General features: G+C 67.7%; 14 protein-coding genes. 5 read left to right on the forward strand and 9 right to left on the reverse strand.

Annotated elements, in window-relative coordinates; genetic code table 11:
* Positions 1–30: 30 nt before the first annotated feature.
* Positions 31–864 (forward strand): AraC family transcriptional regulator, encoded by an 834-nt coding sequence (locus B5Y19_RS06825; RefSeq protein ID WP_055726920.1) that lies wholly within the window; start codon positions 31–33, stop codon positions 862–864.
* Between the two features lie 12 nt (positions 865–876).
* On the opposite strand, the gene B5Y19_RS06830 is transcribed toward B5Y19_RS06825, so the two are convergent.
* Positions 877–1614, reverse strand: a complete 738-nt coding sequence (locus B5Y19_RS06830) for a DUF502 domain-containing protein (RefSeq protein WP_055726919.1) — start codon at positions 1612–1614, stop codon at positions 877–879.
* A 126-nt stretch (positions 1615–1740) separates the two neighbouring features.
* Between B5Y19_RS06830 and B5Y19_RS06835 the strand changes: the two genes are divergently transcribed.
* The gene (locus B5Y19_RS06835) at positions 1741–2127 is read left to right on the forward strand and encodes a YbaN family protein (RefSeq protein WP_176168583.1); all 387 of its coding nucleotides are present in this window, start codon (positions 1741–1743) and stop codon (positions 2125–2127) included.
* Positions 2128–2267: 140 nt separating this feature from the next.
* Here B5Y19_RS06835 and glmS read toward each other — a convergent pair whose 3' ends face one another.
* Positions 2268–4094, reverse strand: a complete 1827-nt coding sequence (gene glmS, locus B5Y19_RS06840) for a glutamine--fructose-6-phosphate transaminase (isomerizing) (RefSeq protein ID WP_079591273.1) — start codon at positions 4092–4094, stop codon at positions 2268–2270.
* 117 nt (positions 4095–4211) lie between these two features.
* Positions 4212–5579: a bifunctional UDP-N-acetylglucosamine diphosphorylase/glucosamine-1-phosphate N-acetyltransferase GlmU gene (gene glmU, locus B5Y19_RS06845; RefSeq protein WP_139384307.1), complete on the reverse strand. Its 1368-nt coding sequence runs from the start codon at positions 5577–5579 to the stop codon at positions 4212–4214.
* Positions 5580–5892: 313 nt separating this feature from the next.
* On the opposite strand from glmU, the gene B5Y19_RS06850 reads away from it, so the two are divergent.
* Positions 5893–7452, forward strand: a complete 1560-nt coding sequence (locus tag B5Y19_RS06850; protein ID WP_079591274.1) for an OpgD/OpgG family glucan biosynthesis protein — start codon at positions 5893–5895, stop codon at positions 7450–7452.
* Positions 7440–9623, forward strand: coding sequence for a glucans biosynthesis glucosyltransferase MdoH (gene mdoH / locus B5Y19_RS06855; RefSeq protein ID WP_055726916.1), 2184 nt, complete (start codon positions 7440–7442; stop codon positions 9621–9623). The genes B5Y19_RS06850 and mdoH overlap by 13 nt, the downstream gene beginning before the upstream one ends.
* A gap of 207 nt (positions 9624–9830) precedes the next feature.
* On the opposite strand, the gene B5Y19_RS06860 is transcribed toward mdoH, so the two are convergent.
* From B5Y19_RS06860 to B5Y19_RS06875, 4 genes are all read right to left on the reverse strand, one after another.
* Complete coding sequence (locus tag B5Y19_RS06860) at positions 9831–10712, reverse strand: VOC family protein (RefSeq protein ID WP_055726915.1); 882 nt, start codon at positions 10710–10712, stop codon at positions 9831–9833.
* A 99-nt stretch (positions 10713–10811) separates the two neighbouring features.
* Positions 10812–11981: a glutathionylspermidine synthase family protein gene (locus tag B5Y19_RS06865; RefSeq protein ID WP_055726914.1), complete on the reverse strand. Its 1170-nt coding sequence runs from the start codon at positions 11979–11981 to the stop codon at positions 10812–10814.
* Between the two features lies 1 nt (position 11982).
* Complete coding sequence (locus tag B5Y19_RS06870; RefSeq protein WP_055726913.1) at positions 11983–12588, reverse strand: DUF1190 domain-containing protein; 606 nt, start codon at positions 12586–12588, stop codon at positions 11983–11985.
* 7 nt (positions 12589–12595) lie between these two features.
* Positions 12596–12997 (reverse strand): DUF350 domain-containing protein, encoded by a 402-nt coding sequence (locus tag B5Y19_RS06875; RefSeq protein ID WP_055726912.1) that lies wholly within the window; start codon positions 12995–12997, stop codon positions 12596–12598.
* 115 nt (positions 12998–13112) lie between these two features.
* Here B5Y19_RS06875 and B5Y19_RS06880 point away from each other — a divergent pair, with 115 nt between their 5' ends.
* The gene (locus B5Y19_RS06880; protein ID WP_055727042.1) at positions 13113–13538 is read left to right on the forward strand and encodes a GFA family protein; all 426 of its coding nucleotides are present in this window, start codon (positions 13113–13115) and stop codon (positions 13536–13538) included.
* Here B5Y19_RS06880 and B5Y19_RS06885 read toward each other — a convergent pair.
* Both B5Y19_RS06885 and secG read right to left on the reverse strand, forming a co-directional pair.
* Positions 13501–15129, reverse strand: coding sequence for a CTP synthase (locus B5Y19_RS06885; protein WP_055726911.1), 1629 nt, complete (start codon positions 15127–15129; stop codon positions 13501–13503). The genes B5Y19_RS06880 and B5Y19_RS06885 overlap by 38 nt on opposite strands.
* A gap of 154 nt (positions 15130–15283) precedes the next feature.
* On the reverse strand, positions 15284–15697 hold the full coding sequence (secG, locus tag B5Y19_RS06890) for a preprotein translocase subunit SecG (RefSeq protein ID WP_079591275.1): 414 nt from the start codon (positions 15695–15697) through the stop codon (positions 15284–15286).
* Between the last annotated feature and the right edge of the window lie 44 nt (positions 15698–15741).

A 15741-nucleotide genomic window follows, 5' to 3' on the forward strand; every position in this document is an offset into this window, starting at 1 on the left:
GCCATGGTGCCGGTGCTTCGTGGAGAGAGCATGGACCCGGTCAAGACAGCTATCTGGTGCATCGAGAGCCGCTTCGCCTCCGAGCTTTCGCTCGACGAGATCGCGGAGGTCTGCGGCGTCTCGCGCTTCCATCTCAGCCGCGCCTTCGGCGTGGCGACCGGCCGCTCGGTGATGCGCTATGTGCGCGAACGGCGGCTTTCGGAGGCCGCCCGGCAGCTTGCCGACGGCGCCCCCGATATCCTCTCGGTCGCGCTCGACTGGGGTTATGGCTCCCACGAGGCCTTCACCCGCGCCTTTCGCGAGCAATTCGGCGTCACGCCGGAAGAGCTGCGCGGCCGGCGCGACCTGTCCTCGTTCGCTCTCATGGAGCCACTTTCCATGCATGACATCGCCCCCACCCCCATCGCCGAGCCGCGCATCGTCATGGGGAAGCCGCTGCTGATCGCCGGTTTCAGCGGCCATTTCTCGATGGACAACACCCAGGGCATCCCGCTGCTCTGGCAGAAGATCGCCCCGCATTTCGGGCATATCCCCGGCCAGCGCGGACATGTCGTCTACGGCGCGAGCTATAATTGCGACGAGCTCGGCTCCTTCGACTACATCGCCGGTGCAGAGGTCTCCTCCTTCGGCGGACTTGCGGAGGAGTTTGCACGGCTCAGCGTGCCGGAGCAGCTCTGCGCCGTGTTCGAGCATCACGGCCACATCACCGGCATCGCCCAGACCTTCAAGGCGATCTGGCAGAATTGGCTGCCGAAATCGGGGCGCGAACCCGCGATGGGCGTCAAGCTTGAGCGCGTGGACGAGCGCTTCGACGGCGCGACAGGCAACGGCATCGTCGAGATCTGGGTGCCGCTCAAGGGCTAGCGCACGCGCCGATCAGGTCGTTTCGGCCTGATCGGCCCCGGCTTTGGCGGCGGGTTTCGCCTCGAGCTTCGGCTTGCCCTGTTCGCCGGGCTGGATCAGCCCGGCTGACATGATGAGCTTGGCGCCATCCTCGACCGAGATCGACAGTTCCACGATCTCGCGCCGCGGCAGGTAGAAGAAGAAGCCGGTGGTCGGGTTCGGTGTGCAGGGCATGAAGACGCCGACCTGCTCGCCGCCATCCGGCAGCCGCCCGGCGATCTCGGGCGCCGCCTCCTGCGCGATGAAGACGATCGACCACATGCCGGGCTGAGGAAACTGCACCATGCCGACCTTGCGGAAGGAGGTGCCGGACTGCGAAAAGATCGTCTCGAAGACCTGCTTCACGCCCTTGTAGAGGCTACGCACCACCGGCATGCGGCCGAGAATCGCCTCGCCCGCATTGAGCAGCGAGCGCCCGACGAGATTGGCGGTGAGGAAGCCGAGCAGCGTCAGCCCGACGAAGGCGATGACGAGGCCGAAGCCCGGCACGGGGTAAGGCAGGTAAGAATCAGGCAGGTAGGAATTCGGGATGAGCGGCTTCACCAGCCCGTCGATGAAGTTGATGAACCACCAGGTGACAGAGGCGGTGATGGCGAGCGGGGCAGCAATGACAAGCCCGGTCAGGAAATAGCGGCGCAGCCGTGCGCCCCAGGTCGGCCGCAGGATATCCGTCGGCAGTATGAGGCGGGGATCGGGCGGCCCGGCGGTCATCTCTCTCCCCCAAACACCGGCGCGACCTCCCGTCGGCTTGCCGGCGCCATCATGCGCCGCGATATGACAAGATAGGCGAGGCAGCGCTATCCGCCAGCCCCGAGATCCGCAAGCAAGGATGAGGCCGTGGACAAGGACGATGCACCGGCACGCCGTTGGCCGCGGCCGCTCCTGTTCTTCGCCGGCTGGATATTCACCGCGCTGGGCGTCGCCGGGCTCGTCCTGCCGCTGATGCCGGGAACGGTGTTCCTGATTCTCGCGGCCTGGTGCTTCTCGCGATCATCGCCGCGCTTCGAGGCCTGGCTCATCGGCCATCCGCAGCTCGGCCCGCATGTCAGGCTCTGGCGCCAGACCGGCGCGATCGCCCGGCGCGCGAAATTCCTTGCCTGCGGCTCGATGGTGCTGAGCTTTGCCCTGCTGACGCAAACAAGCGCGCCGCCAGTGGCGCTGGCGGCGACGGCGATCTGCCTGATCGGCGCCGGCACCTATGTGGCGAGCCGGCCCGAGCGCTGAACGAGCTATGGCGTGCCCTTGCCGTGATTGCGAGGAGCGAAACGACGAAGCAATCCAGCGGCCGCGGGGCGGGACGGTGTCACCCCGTCCTCCTGGCTTGCTTCGCTGCGCTCGCAATGACGGTGAAGACGATCGACGCCTCACTCCACCGTGACGGATTTCGCCAGGTTGCGCGGCTGGTCGACGTCCTTGCCCATGAAGACGGCCGTCTGATAGGCGATCATCTGGATCGGCAGCGCGTAGACGATCGGCGCGAAGGTCGGGTCCATGTCCGGCATCACGATCGTCGCCTCGGGCTCGATGCCGCATTCGGCGGCGCCCTTGGCGTCGGTGACCAGGATGATGCGGCCGCCGCGCGCCGCGACCTCCTGCATATTCGAGGCGGTCTTCTCGAAGAGCGCGTCATGCGGCGCGACGACGATCACCGGCATATCCTCGTCGATGAGCGCGATCGGCCCGTGCTTCAGCTCGCCCGCCGGATAACCTTCGGCGTGGATGTAGCTGATTTCCTTGAGCTTCAGCGCGCCTTCCAGCGCCAGCGGGAAGCTGGTTCCGCGGCCGAGATAGAGCACGTCCTTGGCGCGGGACAGCTTGTGCGAAAGCTGCTCGATCTGCGGCTCCAGCTCCAGCGCCCGTGCCATCAGTCCCGGCAAGGAGATCAGATTCTGCACATGGTCGGCCTCGTCCTCGGCCGAGAGCGTGCCGCGGGCGCGGGCTGCGGCGAGCGCGAGCGAGGCGAAAACCGCCAGCTGGCAGACGAAGGCCTTGGTCGAGGCGACGCCGATCTCGGGGCCGGCGAGCGTCTGCGCGACCGCATGGCTCTCGCGCGCGATCGTCGAGGTCGGCACGTTGACGACCGAGAGGATAGCCTGCCCGTTCTGGCGGGCGTAGCGCAGCCCAGCCAGCGTGTCGGCGGTTTCCCCGGACTGCGAGACGAAGAGCGCCAGGCCCTGCTCCGGCAGCGGCGCCTCGCGATAGCGGAACTCGGACGCGACATCGATCTCGACCGGCAGGCGCGCCAGCTTCTCGAACCAGTATTTCGCGATGAGGCCGGCATAATAGGAAGTGCCGCAGGCGCCGATCGTCAGGCGCGACAGGCCCTTCCAGTCGATCTTGTCACCGAAGGGCAGGCGCACCTTGCCGGCCGCCATATCGAGATACTGCGTCAGCGTATGGCCGACCACCTCGGGCTGCTCGTAGATCTCCTTCGCCATGAAATGGCGGTGGTTGCCCTTCTCGACCAGGAAGGCGCCGGCGGCGACGCGCTGGGCGTGGCGCTCCACCTGCGCATTGGTCTTGTCGTAGAAGGTCGCCCCCTTGCGGTTGAGGACGACCCAGTCGCCCTCCTCCAGATAGGCGATCAGGTTCGTGAAGGGTGCGAGCGCCAGCGCGTCCGAGCCGAGATACATCTCGCCGTCGCCGACGCCGACCGCCAGCGGCGAACCTTTGCGGGCGCCGATCAGCAGGTCTTCCTGGCCCTGGAACAGGAAGGCGAGCGCGAAGGCGCCGTGCAGGCGCGGCAGGCTGAGCCCGACGGCCTCGACCGGGGTCTTGCCGCGATCGAGCTCGCGGGTGACGAGATGGGCGACGATCTCGGTGTCCGTCTCGGTGTCGAAGACGTAGCCGTCGGCCTGCAGCTCGGCGCGCAGCTCGCGGAAATTCTCGATGATGCCGTTATGGACGACCGCCAGCTTCCCGGTCGCATGCGGATGGGCGTTGGTCTCGTTCGGCTTGCCATGCGTCGCCCAGCGGGTGTGGCCGATGCCGATCAGCCCTTCAAGCGGCTCGGTCGACAGGCGGATCTCGAGATTCTTCAGCTTGCCCTCGGCGCGGCGGCGGGTGAGCTGACCGGCTTCCAGCGTCGCGACGCCGGCAGAGTCATAGCCACGATACTCCAGCCGACGCAGCGCCTCGACGACCTGCGTCGCGACCGCTTCCTTGCCCAGAATCCCGACGATGCCGCACATGGGCGAACCTCTCAAGCCATTGCCGTTGGCGAAAGCGCATAGCCGTGAAACGGGCGGCTGCCCAATCACTATGCATGACGAACTGTGAATAGGGGATGGCCTTTCGGCCCTGGGTCGCTATTCGGCAGCCTTCTTCGCGGCTTTCCGGGCCGCCGCGACCGTCCGGAACGTCTTCGCCCAACCAGCCTTCTCGACCTGCTGACCGCGGCCGAGGGCGAGCGCGTCCGGCGCGACGTCGCGAGTGATGACCGAGCCGGAGCCGATAATGGCGCCCTCTCCGATCGTCACCGGCGCGACCAGCGCGGAATTCGAGCCGACGAAGGCGTTCGCTCCGATCGTCGTCCTCGACTTGATGAAGCCGTCATAGTTGCAGGTGATGGTGCCGGCGCCGATGTTGGCCGCCGCCCCGATCGAGGCATCGCCGATATAGGTCAGATGGTTGACCTTGGCGCCGGGGCCGATCTCGGCCGCCTTCACCTCGACGAAATTGCCGACCTTCGCCTTCTCCGCGAGCCTCGTGCCCGGGCGCAGCCGGCCATAGGGGCCGACGCTCGCCTGCGCGCCGACCACAGCGCCCTCGAGATGCGAGAAGGCGTGGATGACGGCGCCGTCCGCCACGCTCACCCCCGGCCCGAAGACGACGTTGGGCTCGATCACGACATCCTGGCCGATCTCAGTGTCGAAGCTGAAGAAGACCGTTTCCGGCGCGATCAGCGTGGCGCCGCCGAGCATCACGGCATGGCGCTTGCGGCGCTGAAATTCCGCTTCCGCCGCAGCGAGTTGCGCGCGATCGTTGACACCCTGGACCTCGCTTTCCGGCGCCCGGAACACGACGGCGCCGAGGCCGCGGGCACGGGCGATCGCAACCGCATCGGTAAGGTAGAACTCGCGCTGGGCGTTGTCGTCGCCGATCGCTTCCAGGATCGCCAGCGCATGCTCGCCCGAGAGCGCCATCAGCCCGGCGTTGCAGAGCGTAATCGCGCGCTGCTCGGCCGTCGCGTCCTTGTGCTCGACGATCGCCTCGAGGCCGCGATCGCTTTCGACCAGCCTGCCGTAGCCGTTCGGGTCGCGCGCCTCGAATCCGAGCACGGCGACCGCGGCGCCGCCGGCCAGCGCGTCGCGCAGCGCCGCGAAGGTCTCGGGCCGGACGAGCGGCGTATCGGCGAAGGCGACCAGCACATGATCATGCCCGGCCTTCAGGGCCTCCTTGGCGGCGAGCACCGCGTGGGCGGTGCCGCGCCGCTCGTGCTGCGTCGCGATCCTGACCCCGGGCATCAGCTTCAGCGCTTCCTCGCCGACCTCCGGCCGCTCCGAGGAGATGACGACCGCGACGGAATCGGCGCCCGCCTGCACGACCGAGGACAGCGCATGGCCGAGCAGGGAACGCCCGGCGACAGGATGAAGCACCTTGGGGCGCCGCGATTTCATGCGCGTGCCCTCCCCGGCGGCCAGGACGATCGCGAGGCAGGAGCGCGCCGGCTGCATTTCGGTCATGTTTCTCGTTTCCCTTGCACAGCATGACAGAACCGGAGCCCATTCATCACGGCCGATCTCGCGCATGCTCGCGTTGCAGGCGCCGTGGATAGCCGATCCGTTCGCCATTTGCCAAAGTTCAATGGCATCGAGAGGGGCCGTCCCATGACCGTCGAGGAATCCGCGCCGTCCTGAGCGCCCCGGAAGCCCTGCTCCGGACCGGCGCAGACACCACTATTTTCCTGAACGGAAACGCTTTTCAGCCTAGCTGGAAATGCTCTAGAAGCGCGGAGGGCGAGGGCATCGCCCGCGCAGTTTGGATCAAATGTCGAAACCCTTGAATCGCAGGCAGTTTCTGGAAGGCGCAGCAGGCGGCGCGGCCCTGCTGTCTGTTGCCGGCTCCGCTGCGGCCCAGACCCAGACGGGTGCCGCGGCGTTCAACATCCCCTCCCTCGTCGACGGGCAGCACTTCGACGCGTCGCTCGTGATCGATGCCGCCCGCACGCTCGCCCAGCGCCCGCTGATTCCCCTGACGGCGACGGATCTGCCGGAAGGCTATGCGACGATGCCGGCCGACCAGTATGCCGGGATCCGCATGCAGCCCGGCGCCACGATCTGGGCCGGGGAGAATCGCGGCTTCACCGTCGAGCCGCTCCATCGCGGCTATGTCTTCTCGAACCCCGTGAGCCTGTTCACGGTCGAAGAGGGGACGATTCGCCGGATCGCCTTCGATCGCAGCAAGTTCGACTATGGCCGCGTCGCCCCGCCCGCGGCGAACGCCGATCTGCAGTTCTCGGGCATGCGGATCGCCGCCGGCCTCGAGCGGCCGTTCGAGGTCGCGATCTTCCAGGGCGGGACCTTCTTCCGCGCGCTGGCGCGCGGCCAGAATTTCGGCGCGATGTCGCGGGCGCTGATCCTGCGGCCGGGCGAGCAGCGTGGCGAGGAGCTGCCCTTCTTCCGCGCCTTCTGGATCGAGCGGCCGAGCCCGGCCGTCGGCTCGCTGGTGATCCATGGCCTGCTCGATTCGGAGAGCGTCAGCGGCGCGGTGCGGATGACGCTGCGCCCCGGCGATGTCACCTTCATCGATGTCGAAATGACGCTGTTCGCGCGCCAGGCGCTCGAGCATGTCGGCTTCGGCTGCACCAGCGCGACCTTCCTCTCCGGCCCGCAGAGCCGGCGCACCTTCGACGATATCCGCCCCTCAATCGGCGAGGTCTCCGGCGTGCAGATGCTGTCGGGCGGCGGCGAGTGGATCTACCGGCCGGTCAACAACCCCGCCACGCTGCAAGTCTCCTCCTTCGTCGACGAAAATCCGAAGGGCTTCGGCCTGGTCCAGCGCGAGCGCGACCCCGCCGCCTTCCAGGACGACGACCAGCGCTTCGAGCTCAGGCCGAGCGTCTGGAACGAGCCCCTGGGCGACTGGGGCGCCGGCTCGGTCCAGCTGATCGAGATCCCGAGCGAGTCGGAGCCGAACAAGAACATCATCATGTACTGGCGGCCGAAGCAGGCGCTCGCCGCCGGCAGCGAAACCTCGGTGAGCTACCGTCAGGCCTGGTGCTGGCAGCCGCCCGAGCGCCCGCCGCTCGCGATCGCGACCCGGACCCGGCAGGGCAAGGGCACGCAGGGGCGCCGGCGCCGCTTCATCGTCGAGTTCACGGGCGACAAGCTGGCCGATGCCGCCCTCGTCGCCTCGACGCGGGCGACGATCACGGCCCAGCCCGGCGCGGTCCAGGGCGTCCGGCTCTGGCCCTATCCCGAGCGCAAGATGATGCGCGTCGGCTTCGAGGTCGACCCCGGCACCGACACCCTCTCCGAGCTGAGGCTCGTGCTGCAATCGGGCGGTCAGCCCGTTTCGGAAACCTGGTTGAATCGATGGACGTGGTAGCCGCGCCTCGCACGGGCGCCGCGGAGCCCGAGAACCGAAACTACAGCGCGGCGCGCGAGCCCGCCACGCCGCCCGAAGCGCGCCTGGTCATGCCGGTCCAGTCCTTCCGGCAGTGGCGCGCCGAGGATCGGCGCCAGCCGGCGGTTCCGCGCGACTGGAAGACACCCTGGCTGAAGCGCCTCTTCGTCTTCGGCGGCGGCCTCGCACTCACCGCCTTCGGCGCCTGGGAAATGTACAATGTCGTGTCGGTCAGCCGCACGACCTCGCTGCAGTACGCCTTGCTCGTGCTGTTCACGATCAACTTCTCCTGGATCGCATTGGCCTTCACCAGCGCGCTGCTCGGCTTCTTCGGCGTGCTGCTCGGCGCCGGCCGGGCGGAGCGTGCGGAAAGCCTCAAGCACCGCACCGTCGTGGTGATGCCGATCTACAACGAATCCTCGGCGCGCATCTTCGCGGCCGTGGCGGCGATCCGGGAATCGGTCGAGGCGACCGGGCTCGGCGACCATTTCGATTATTTCATCGTCTCCGACACGACCAACCCCGATGTCTGGGTGGCGGAGGAGCGCGCCTTCCTGGCGCTGCGCGAGCGGCTCGGGCCGAATAGCCGTGTCTATTACCGCCATCGCCCGAAGAACCATCACCGCAAGGCGGGCAACATCGCCGATTTCGTCACGCGCTGGGGTGGCCATTACGAGCACATGGTCGTGCTCGACGCCGACAGCCTGATGACCGGGACCTGCATCGTGCGCCTGACGGCGGCGATGGAGGCGGACCCCGATGCCGGCATCATCCAGTCCCTGCCGCTGATCATCAACCGCAACACCTTCTTCGCGCGGCTGCAGCAGTTCGCGGCGCGGGTCTACGGCCCCGTCATCGCCACCGGCCTCGCCATGTGGTCGGGGCGGGACGGCAATTACTGGGGCCACAACGCCATCATCCGGACGCGGGCCTTCGCCGAGCATTGCGGCATGCCGGACCTGAAGGGCAAGCCGCCCTTCGGCGGCCATGTGCTGAGCCATGACTTCGTCGAGGCGGCGCTGATCCGCCGCGCCGGCTGGTCGGTCTACATGCTGCCGGACCTGACCGGGTCCTATGAGGAAAGCCCGCCCTCGCTGATCGACATCTCGGTGCGCGACCGCCGCTGGTGCCAGGGCAACCTCCAGCATTCGCGCATCATCGGCGCCAAGGGCTTCGTGACGGCGACGCGCCAGCATTTCGCCACCGGAATCATGGGCTATCTCGCCTCGCCGCTCTGGCTGATGCAGCTCGTGGTCGGCATCCTGATCGTGCTGCAGGTCAACTACGCCCGGCCGGAGTATTTCACCGAGGAGTTCACGCTCTTCCCGGTCTGGCCGCGCTTCGACCCCGAGCGCGCCTTGCGGCTGTTCGCGCTGACGATGGCGATCCTGTTGGCGCCGAAACTGTTCGGTCTCCTGCTGACGCTGTTCAACAACAAGCTCAGGCGTGCCGGCGGCGGCACGATCAGGCTCGTCGTCTCGGCGCTGATCGAGGTGCTGTTCTCGGCCTTCTTCGCGCCGATCATGATGCTGATCCAGTCCGGCTCGGTCTTCCAGATCCTGCTCGGACGCGACACCGGCTGGAACCCGCAGCGGCGCGACGACGGCTCGATCCCGCTCAAGGACATCATCCGCCGGCACCGGACCCATACGGTGCTCGGCCTGGTCACCGGCCTCTCGGCCTTCATGATCGCGACCTCGCTCTTCGCCTGGATGTCGCCGACGATCGTCGGCCTCGTGCTGGCGATCCCGCTCTCCTGGGCTTCCGGACAGCTTGCGATCGGCCTCTGGTTCAAGCGCCACAAGCTGCTGATGACGCCGGAGGAAGGCGCGCCGCCGGCGATCGCGCTGCGGGCCAACGAACTGCAGGCCGAATTCGAGAAGGCCGGCTACGACGATGCGGACGGCCTCAAGGCGCTGCATGGCGACGCCGAGTTGCGCCACGCCCATGAGCTGATGCTGCCCTATGGCCAGTCGCGCCGGCGCGGCGAGATCGAGCCCGACCGGGCCGTCGCCCAGGCGAAGCTCGTCGATGCCGAGACGATCGACGACGCGGCGATCTGGCTGAAGCCGAAGGAGCGCATGGTGGTGCTGCACGACCGGGCGCTGATCGGGCTCCTCGCCTCGCTGCCGCCGGTAGAGGCGAAGGGCTGAGATCGACCGCCGGGGCACTGGAACCGCGCGGTCATTCCAGGGCAGCCCGCAGGGCTGAGCCCGGAACCCAGAACCGAGGCCGTTAGCCATTCGATCTTTGGCCCAACCGCGCCTTTCGCGGAGGCGGCATCGATTCTCGGTTCCGGGCTCTTCGCTGGCGCGAAGCCCCGGAATGACGGGCTGGTTCCAGTGCCCCGGCGGCCGTGTTCAGCCCTGCTCGAACGCGATCATGCAGCCCATCGCGTCCTCGGCCTGGACGAAGACACGCTCCTCGTTCTGCACGAAAGGGACCTCCGCCGCCGTCAGGCGCTCGGCCACGGCATCGAGGTCCGGGACCGCGACGCAGAATCCGAGGAAGCGAGCCGGCGTCGTGTCCGGCTCGACCTGGTAGGCCCCCTGCGCCGCCTCGGGATCGAGCACGTCGATGCGCCCGCGCGGCAAGGCAAGAACATAGTCCTCGTTGCCTTCCAGCACTTCGGCGCCGCCGCTGAAAGCCGTCAGGAAGTCACGATGCAGTGCCGGCTCCTCGGCGACGATCACGGCCGAGGCGAGAGCGGTCGCACCATTGGGGTGATTCTGGAAATCCGGATTCCAGAAGTTTTGCGGTTCGAGCTGCTGGCAGACGAAGAAGCCGCATTCCGGCGCACGCGAATCCGCCGCGAAGGCGAGCTCGAAGGCGACCCGCACCGTGGCTCCATCCGGCCGCTTGCCTTGGCGCTCGAAGAAGAAGGGCTCGAAATCGCCGATGCCGGCGGCCTGGAACGCCGCGGCGTCGGCCTTGGCGTCGGTGCTTTCCAGCACCAGCATCGACAGGCCCTCGCCCTGCCCGGCCAATGCATCGCGGACGAAAGCGCCGAAGGAGAAGCGGCGTTCGCCATGCGGCGGGATGGCGCCGTCGTCGACGATCGTCACGAGCTCCAGAAAGGAGCCGGGAAACTGCACGATCCGGTTCTCGGTGCCCCAGGGGTGGCGATTGCGGGTGCCGACGCGGAAGCCGAGCTTCTCGTAGAAGCGCCAGGCGGCGTCGAGATCGCGCACGCCGATGACGAGATGGTCGAGGCCGCGGGGCGTTGAGGCTGTGACAGGCATGACAGGCTCTTTCGACAGGCGTAACGGGCCTTGAGGCTAGTGCATTTTCCGTCCGGTTTGAAACGTCATTGCGAGCGCAGCGAAGCAATGACGGGAAGGCTAGGGCTCGATGTAGTGCGGCAGGAAGCGCGAGGTGTTCCTGGTGATCGGCGAGGCGTCCTCGCGCACGCACAGCCCGCAGGGCTGCGAAGCGACGAGCCAGGAGCCGAGCACGGCATAGTTGCCATCGGCCGAGAACAGGTTGAGCGCGGCATCCTGCAGCACATGTCCTTCGGCGCCGTAGGGGCCGTCATCGCTGTCGACGATGCGGTCTCGCTCCATCAGCGTGACGTTGGCGCCTTCGCGCGAATAGAGCGGCTTGCGGACCCGGCGCGGCGACAGGGTCGCGCAGCGCGGATCGCCCTCGAAGAACGCCGGCAGGAGATTGGGGTGGCCGGGCTCCATCTCCCAGAGGCAGGCGAGCAGCCCCTTGTTGGAGAGCAGCGCCTTCCAGGGCGGCTCGACGAACTGGCAGCGCGAGCCGGCGAGCGCCTCGCCATAACTCTCCCGGAACATCCATTCCCAGGGATAGAGCTTGAACAGCGTCTCGATCGGCTGGTTGGCGCCGTCGCAGAAGCGCCCATCGGAGAGCAGGCCGATCTCCTCGATATAGGTGAAGCGCGCATCGAGCCCGGCCTGCACGGCACAATCCATCAGATAGTCGACCGTGCCCTTGTCCTCGGCGCTGCCCTGCACGCAGGTGAGATGCAGCCGGTAGGGCGAAGGCGTGCGCAAACCGCCGAAGGCCGCAATCAGGCGCTCATGCAACGAATTGAACTGGTCGCTGCCGCGCGGGATCGCACCACGCGCCATCGCCTGCTCCAGCCAGTCCCATTGCACGACGCTCGATTCGAACAGCGCCGTCGGCGTATCGGCGTTGTATTCGAGGAGCTTCGCCGGGCCGCGGCCGTCATAGGCGAGATCGAGCCGGCCATAGAGATTGCGCTCGCCGCGCCGCCAGCTCTCGCGGATATAGTCCCAATGCGCGGCCGGGATGGCGAGTTTCGTCAGCGTTTCCTCATGATCGAGCGCCGTCTCGATGAAGGCGAAGCAGAGCTGCTCGATCGCCTCCGTGGGGGTCTCGATGTCGCGCTCGATCTCTTCGAGCGTGAAGGCGTAGGCGGCGGTTTCGTCCCAGTAGGTCTCGCCGTCGATGGTGTGGAAGGCGAAGCCGAGGCGCTCGACCTGCTCTGTCCAGTCCGGCCGGGGTGCGATGGCGACGCGGCGCATCTCAGGACGAGGAATGCGAGGAGTAGGAGCGCGCGGTCGAGCCGAAGCCGCCGCGCGAGGACAGGCTCGTCGTCGCGACGCTGCCCCCGCGCGCGCCGGCGGCGAAGGCAGCGGTCACGCCGCGCCCGCTGGTCGTCGAATAGGCGCGCGAGCGGACATAGCCGCCGCTGCCCCCGCTGGAGCCAGAGGACGAGCTGCGCGCCTGCTGGCATTCGGGCTGGCGCGAACCGGGTGGGCAGGTCGCCGTCGTCGGCGGCAGCAAGGGCTGCGCCTGCGCTCCGGCGAGCCCGCGCGCCAGCATGAAGCCGGCGAGTGCCGGGATGAAGTACTGGGCACCGCCGACATTGGCCGTGTTGCAGCCATTGGCGCCGTATTGCACCTCGCATTCGACCTGGCTGCGGAATTTCGGCGCGTCCTTGAGGCGCGCGGCGGTCGCCTGGGCGAAGGCCGTCTCGCACTGGTCCGCGCTGAGCTGCGCGGCGGCCAGGCATTCGCTCACGCTGCCGTAGACCACGTTCTCCTGCGTTTCCTCGCCCGTCATCGACCAGACCGTCGCGACGAGGACGACACCGGCGGCGGCAAGCCCGATCTGCGAGGAGCGCTTCATTGCGGCCTCACGCTGTCATGCTGGCCGCAGCCAGCGTTCCGGAAATGACGGCGACGACGGCCAGAATCGCCGCGGCCGGCAGATTGTCCTGCTCGATCTTGCGCGAAAGCTCCGGGATCAGCAGCCGGGCCAGCCCATAGGCCGCGAACTGGATGATCATCGCGACAACGGCCCAAAGCACGCAGTCGGGGATGCTGCTCGCCTGCACGATCGCTTTCTCCAGCGGCACGGCGAAGCCGACGAGATTGCCGCCGAGCGCGATCGCGGCTGCAAGATTTCCCGCCCGGATCAGCGCGATCTCGTCATGGGCGGTCAGGCGCAGATAAATCACGGCGAAGGCCGCGATCAGCGCCACCCCGACGACGAAGTAGAGGAGAAAGGCAGGCAGCCCCGCCATCGAGATCGTCATGCGGCCCTGCCCCAACGCCAACCGGAAGCGCTACTATACGTTCGCGGCTGCGGCGCGCTACCGGGCCTATCCGAAAAAGTGGCGGCCGCCGACATTCAAACCAAGGATGGATCGCATGAGGACCAGGGAAGCCCGCTGCAGCTGTGGCAGCTTGCGCGTCACCTGCCGGGGCGAGCCGGCCAGCGTCGCGCTCTGTCATTGTCGCGAGTGCCAGCGGCGAACCGGCAGCGCCTATGGCGTCGCGGCCTTCTTTCCGCGCGAGGCGGTCGTCGTTTCAGGCGCCTATGCCGATTACGAGCGGCCCGCCGATAGCGGCTATCGTGTCCTGCACCATTTCTGCCCGGCCTGCGGCAGCACGGTGTTCTGGGAGCCGTCGCGAAAGCCGGAGATGGTCGCGGTCGCGATCGGCGCCTTCGCCGATCCGGATTTCCCCGGGCCGAGCAAGGCGGTGTTCGAGCAACACCGCCTACCCTGGGCGGCGGTGCGGCTCGACGAACCCGGAATCAGACCAGGCGGCTCTGCGCCTTCGCAGCCTCGATGAAGCTGGCGAAGAGCGGGTGCGGCTCGAAGGGCCGCGACTTCAGCTCCGGGTGATACTGCACGCCGATGAACCAGGGATGGTCGGGATACTCGACCGTCTCCGGCAGCAGGCCGTCGGGCGAGAGGCCGGCGAAGCGCATGCCCTTCGCCTCCAGCCGCTCGCGATAGCCCATATTGACCTCGTAGCGGTGGCGGTGGCGCTCGGAGATCTCGGTCGAGCCGTAGATCTCCGCGATCTTCGAGCCCTGGGCGAGCGTCGAGGCATAGGCGCCGAGGCGCATCGTCCCGCCGAGATCGCCGCCCGAGGCGCGCTGCTCCAGCTCGTTGCCGCGCATCCATTCGGTCATCAGGCCGACGACGGGCTCCTGCGTCGGGCCGAACTCGGTCGAGTTGGCGTTCTCGATGCCGGCAAGCGAGCGTGCGGCCTCGATCACCGCCATCTGCATGCCGAAGCAGATGCCGAAATAGGGCACCTTGCGCTGCCGCGCGAAGGTCGCGGCCTTGATCTTGCCCTCGGCGCCGCGATGGCCGAAGCCGCCCGGCACCAGGATGCCGTGGACGTGCTCGAGAAAGGGCGCCGGGTCCTCCTTCTCGAAGACCTCGGACTCGATCCAGTCGAGGTTGACCTTGACGTTGTTGGCGATGCCGCCATGGGTCAGGGCCTCGATGAGGGACTTATAGGCGTCCTTCATGCCGGTGTACTTGCCGACGACGGCGATGGTGACCTCGCCCTCGGGGTTCTTCACGCGCTCGGAGATGCGCTTCCAGTTCGAGACGTCGGGCTCGGCCGAGGCGTCGAGACCGAAGGCGGCGAGCACCTCGTTGTCGAGCCCTTCCGCATGGTAGGAGAGCGGCACGTCGTAGATCGAGGCAACGTCGCGGGCCTCGATGACCGCGGTCTCCCTGACATTGCAGAACAGAGCGAGCTTGCGGCGCTCCTCGCGCGGGATTTCGCGGTCGGTGCGGCAGAGCAGGATGTCGGGCTGGATGCCGATGGAGCGCAGCTCCGCGACCGAATGCTGGGTCGGCTTGGTCTTCAGCTCGCCGGCGGTCGGGATATAGGGCAGCAGGGTCAGATGCGTGAAGATGCACTGGCCGCGCGGCAGTTGCTGGCTGATCTGGCGGATCGATTCGAGGAAGGGCAGGCTCTCGATGTCGCCGACCGTGCCGCCGATCTCGACCAGCGTGAAGTCGTAGCCCTCATTGCCGGTGAGGACGAACTCCTTGATGGCGTTCGTCACATGCGGGACGACCTGGATGGTCGCGCCGAGATAGTCACCGCGCCGCTCCTTGGTCAGGATGTCCATGTAGATGCGGCCGGTGGTGATGTTGTCGCCCCGGTTGCAGGGCCGGCCGGTGAAGCGCTCGTAATGGCCGAGGTCGAGATCGGTCTCGGCGCCGTCGTCGGTGACGAAGACCTCGCCGTGCTGATACGGGCTCATCGTGCCCGGATCGACATTGAGGTAGGGATCGAGCTTGCGCAGGCGGACCTTGTAGCCGCGCGCCTGCAGGAGGGCTGCGAGAGCCGCCGCCGCCAGGCCTTTGCCAAGCGAAGACACCACGCCGCCGGTGATGAAAACATACCGCGTCATGGGGGTTCACCTCTATCGCTACGGGTTCGATTCGCTAAGCGCCTCCAGTGCAGTCCCGCCCTGCCCTGCGCGCTTGTCCACAAAAGATAAGGCCGGTCGCCCGGCCTCTCTTACATCAAAAGAGAAGGGCCGGTTTCCCGGCCCCTGCCCTGTCCTATTGCTGCGGCGCCGCCGGCGGCGTCGGCGGCTGCGCGCCGCCCTGGTTCTGGTTCTGCATCTGGCGCAGCTGGTCGAGCACGCCACCGGCGTTCGGGGCGCTCGGCGCGGCCGGCGCGCCCGGAGTGGCGGGCGCGGTCGTCGCCGGGGCGCCGTCGATGATCGAGCGCTGGACGCGGCCGCGATTGGCCATGACGGCCAGCACGATCGAGGTCAGGAAGAACAGGCCGGCGAGGATCGCCGTCGCCCGCGTCAGCGCATTGGCCTGGCCGCGGCCGGTCATGAAACCGCCGACGCCACCGCCGCCGCCGGAGCCCATGCCGAGCCCCCCGCCTTCGGAGCGCTGCAGCAGCACGACGCCGACGAGCGCGACGACGATGATCAGGTGGATGACGATGAGAACGTTCTGCATGGTCTCACGAAATGGGCATGGCGCGGGCTGCCGCCAAGGGCCAC

It is taken from the genome of Allobosea thiooxidans, assembly GCF_900168195.1.
Taxonomy (GTDB): Bacteria; Pseudomonadota; Alphaproteobacteria; order Rhizobiales; family Beijerinckiaceae; genus Allobosea; species Allobosea thiooxidans.

What these genes read in the sequence shown, in the direction of transcription:
- B5Y19_RS06850 (WP_079591274.1), top strand. Translation starts at nt 5,893, where the DNA reads ATGTCGAAACCCTTGAATCGCAGGCAGTTTCTGGAAGGCGCAGCAGGC.
- B5Y19_RS06885 (WP_055726911.1), bottom strand. Translation starts at nt 15,129, where the DNA reads ATGACGCGGTATGTTTTCATCACCGGCGGCGTGGTGTCTTCGCTTGGC.
- B5Y19_RS06830 (WP_055726919.1), bottom strand. Translation starts at nt 1,614, where the DNA reads ATGACCGCCGGGCCGCCCGATCCCCGCCTCATACTGCCGACGGATATC.
- B5Y19_RS06880 (WP_055727042.1), top strand. Translation starts at nt 13,113, where the DNA reads ATGAGGACCAGGGAAGCCCGCTGCAGCTGTGGCAGCTTGCGCGTCACC.
- B5Y19_RS06865 (WP_055726914.1), bottom strand. Translation starts at nt 11,981, where the DNA reads ATGCGCCGCGTCGCCATCGCACCCCGGCCGGACTGGACAGAGCAGGTC.
- glmU (WP_139384307.1), bottom strand. Translation starts at nt 5,579, where the DNA reads ATGCAGCCGGCGCGCTCCTGCCTCGCGATCGTCCTGGCCGCCGGGGAG.
- secG (WP_079591275.1), bottom strand. Translation starts at nt 15,697, where the DNA reads ATGCAGAACGTTCTCATCGTCATCCACCTGATCATCGTCGTCGCGCTC.
- glmS (WP_079591273.1), bottom strand. Translation starts at nt 4,094, where the DNA reads ATGTGCGGCATCGTCGGGATTCTGGGCAAGGAAGCGGTCGCGACGCAG.
- mdoH (WP_055726916.1), top strand. Translation starts at nt 7,440, where the DNA reads ATGGACGTGGTAGCCGCGCCTCGCACGGGCGCCGCGGAGCCCGAGAAC.
- B5Y19_RS06825 (WP_055726920.1), top strand. Translation starts at nt 31, where the DNA reads ATGGACCCGGTCAAGACAGCTATCTGGTGCATCGAGAGCCGCTTCGCC.
- B5Y19_RS06875 (WP_055726912.1), bottom strand. Translation starts at nt 12,997, where the DNA reads ATGACGATCTCGATGGCGGGGCTGCCTGCCTTTCTCCTCTACTTCGTC.
- B5Y19_RS06860 (WP_055726915.1), bottom strand. Translation starts at nt 10,712, where the DNA reads ATGCCTGTCACAGCCTCAACGCCCCGCGGCCTCGACCATCTCGTCATC.
- B5Y19_RS06870 (WP_055726913.1), bottom strand. Translation starts at nt 12,588, where the DNA reads ATGAAGCGCTCCTCGCAGATCGGGCTTGCCGCCGCCGGTGTCGTCCTC.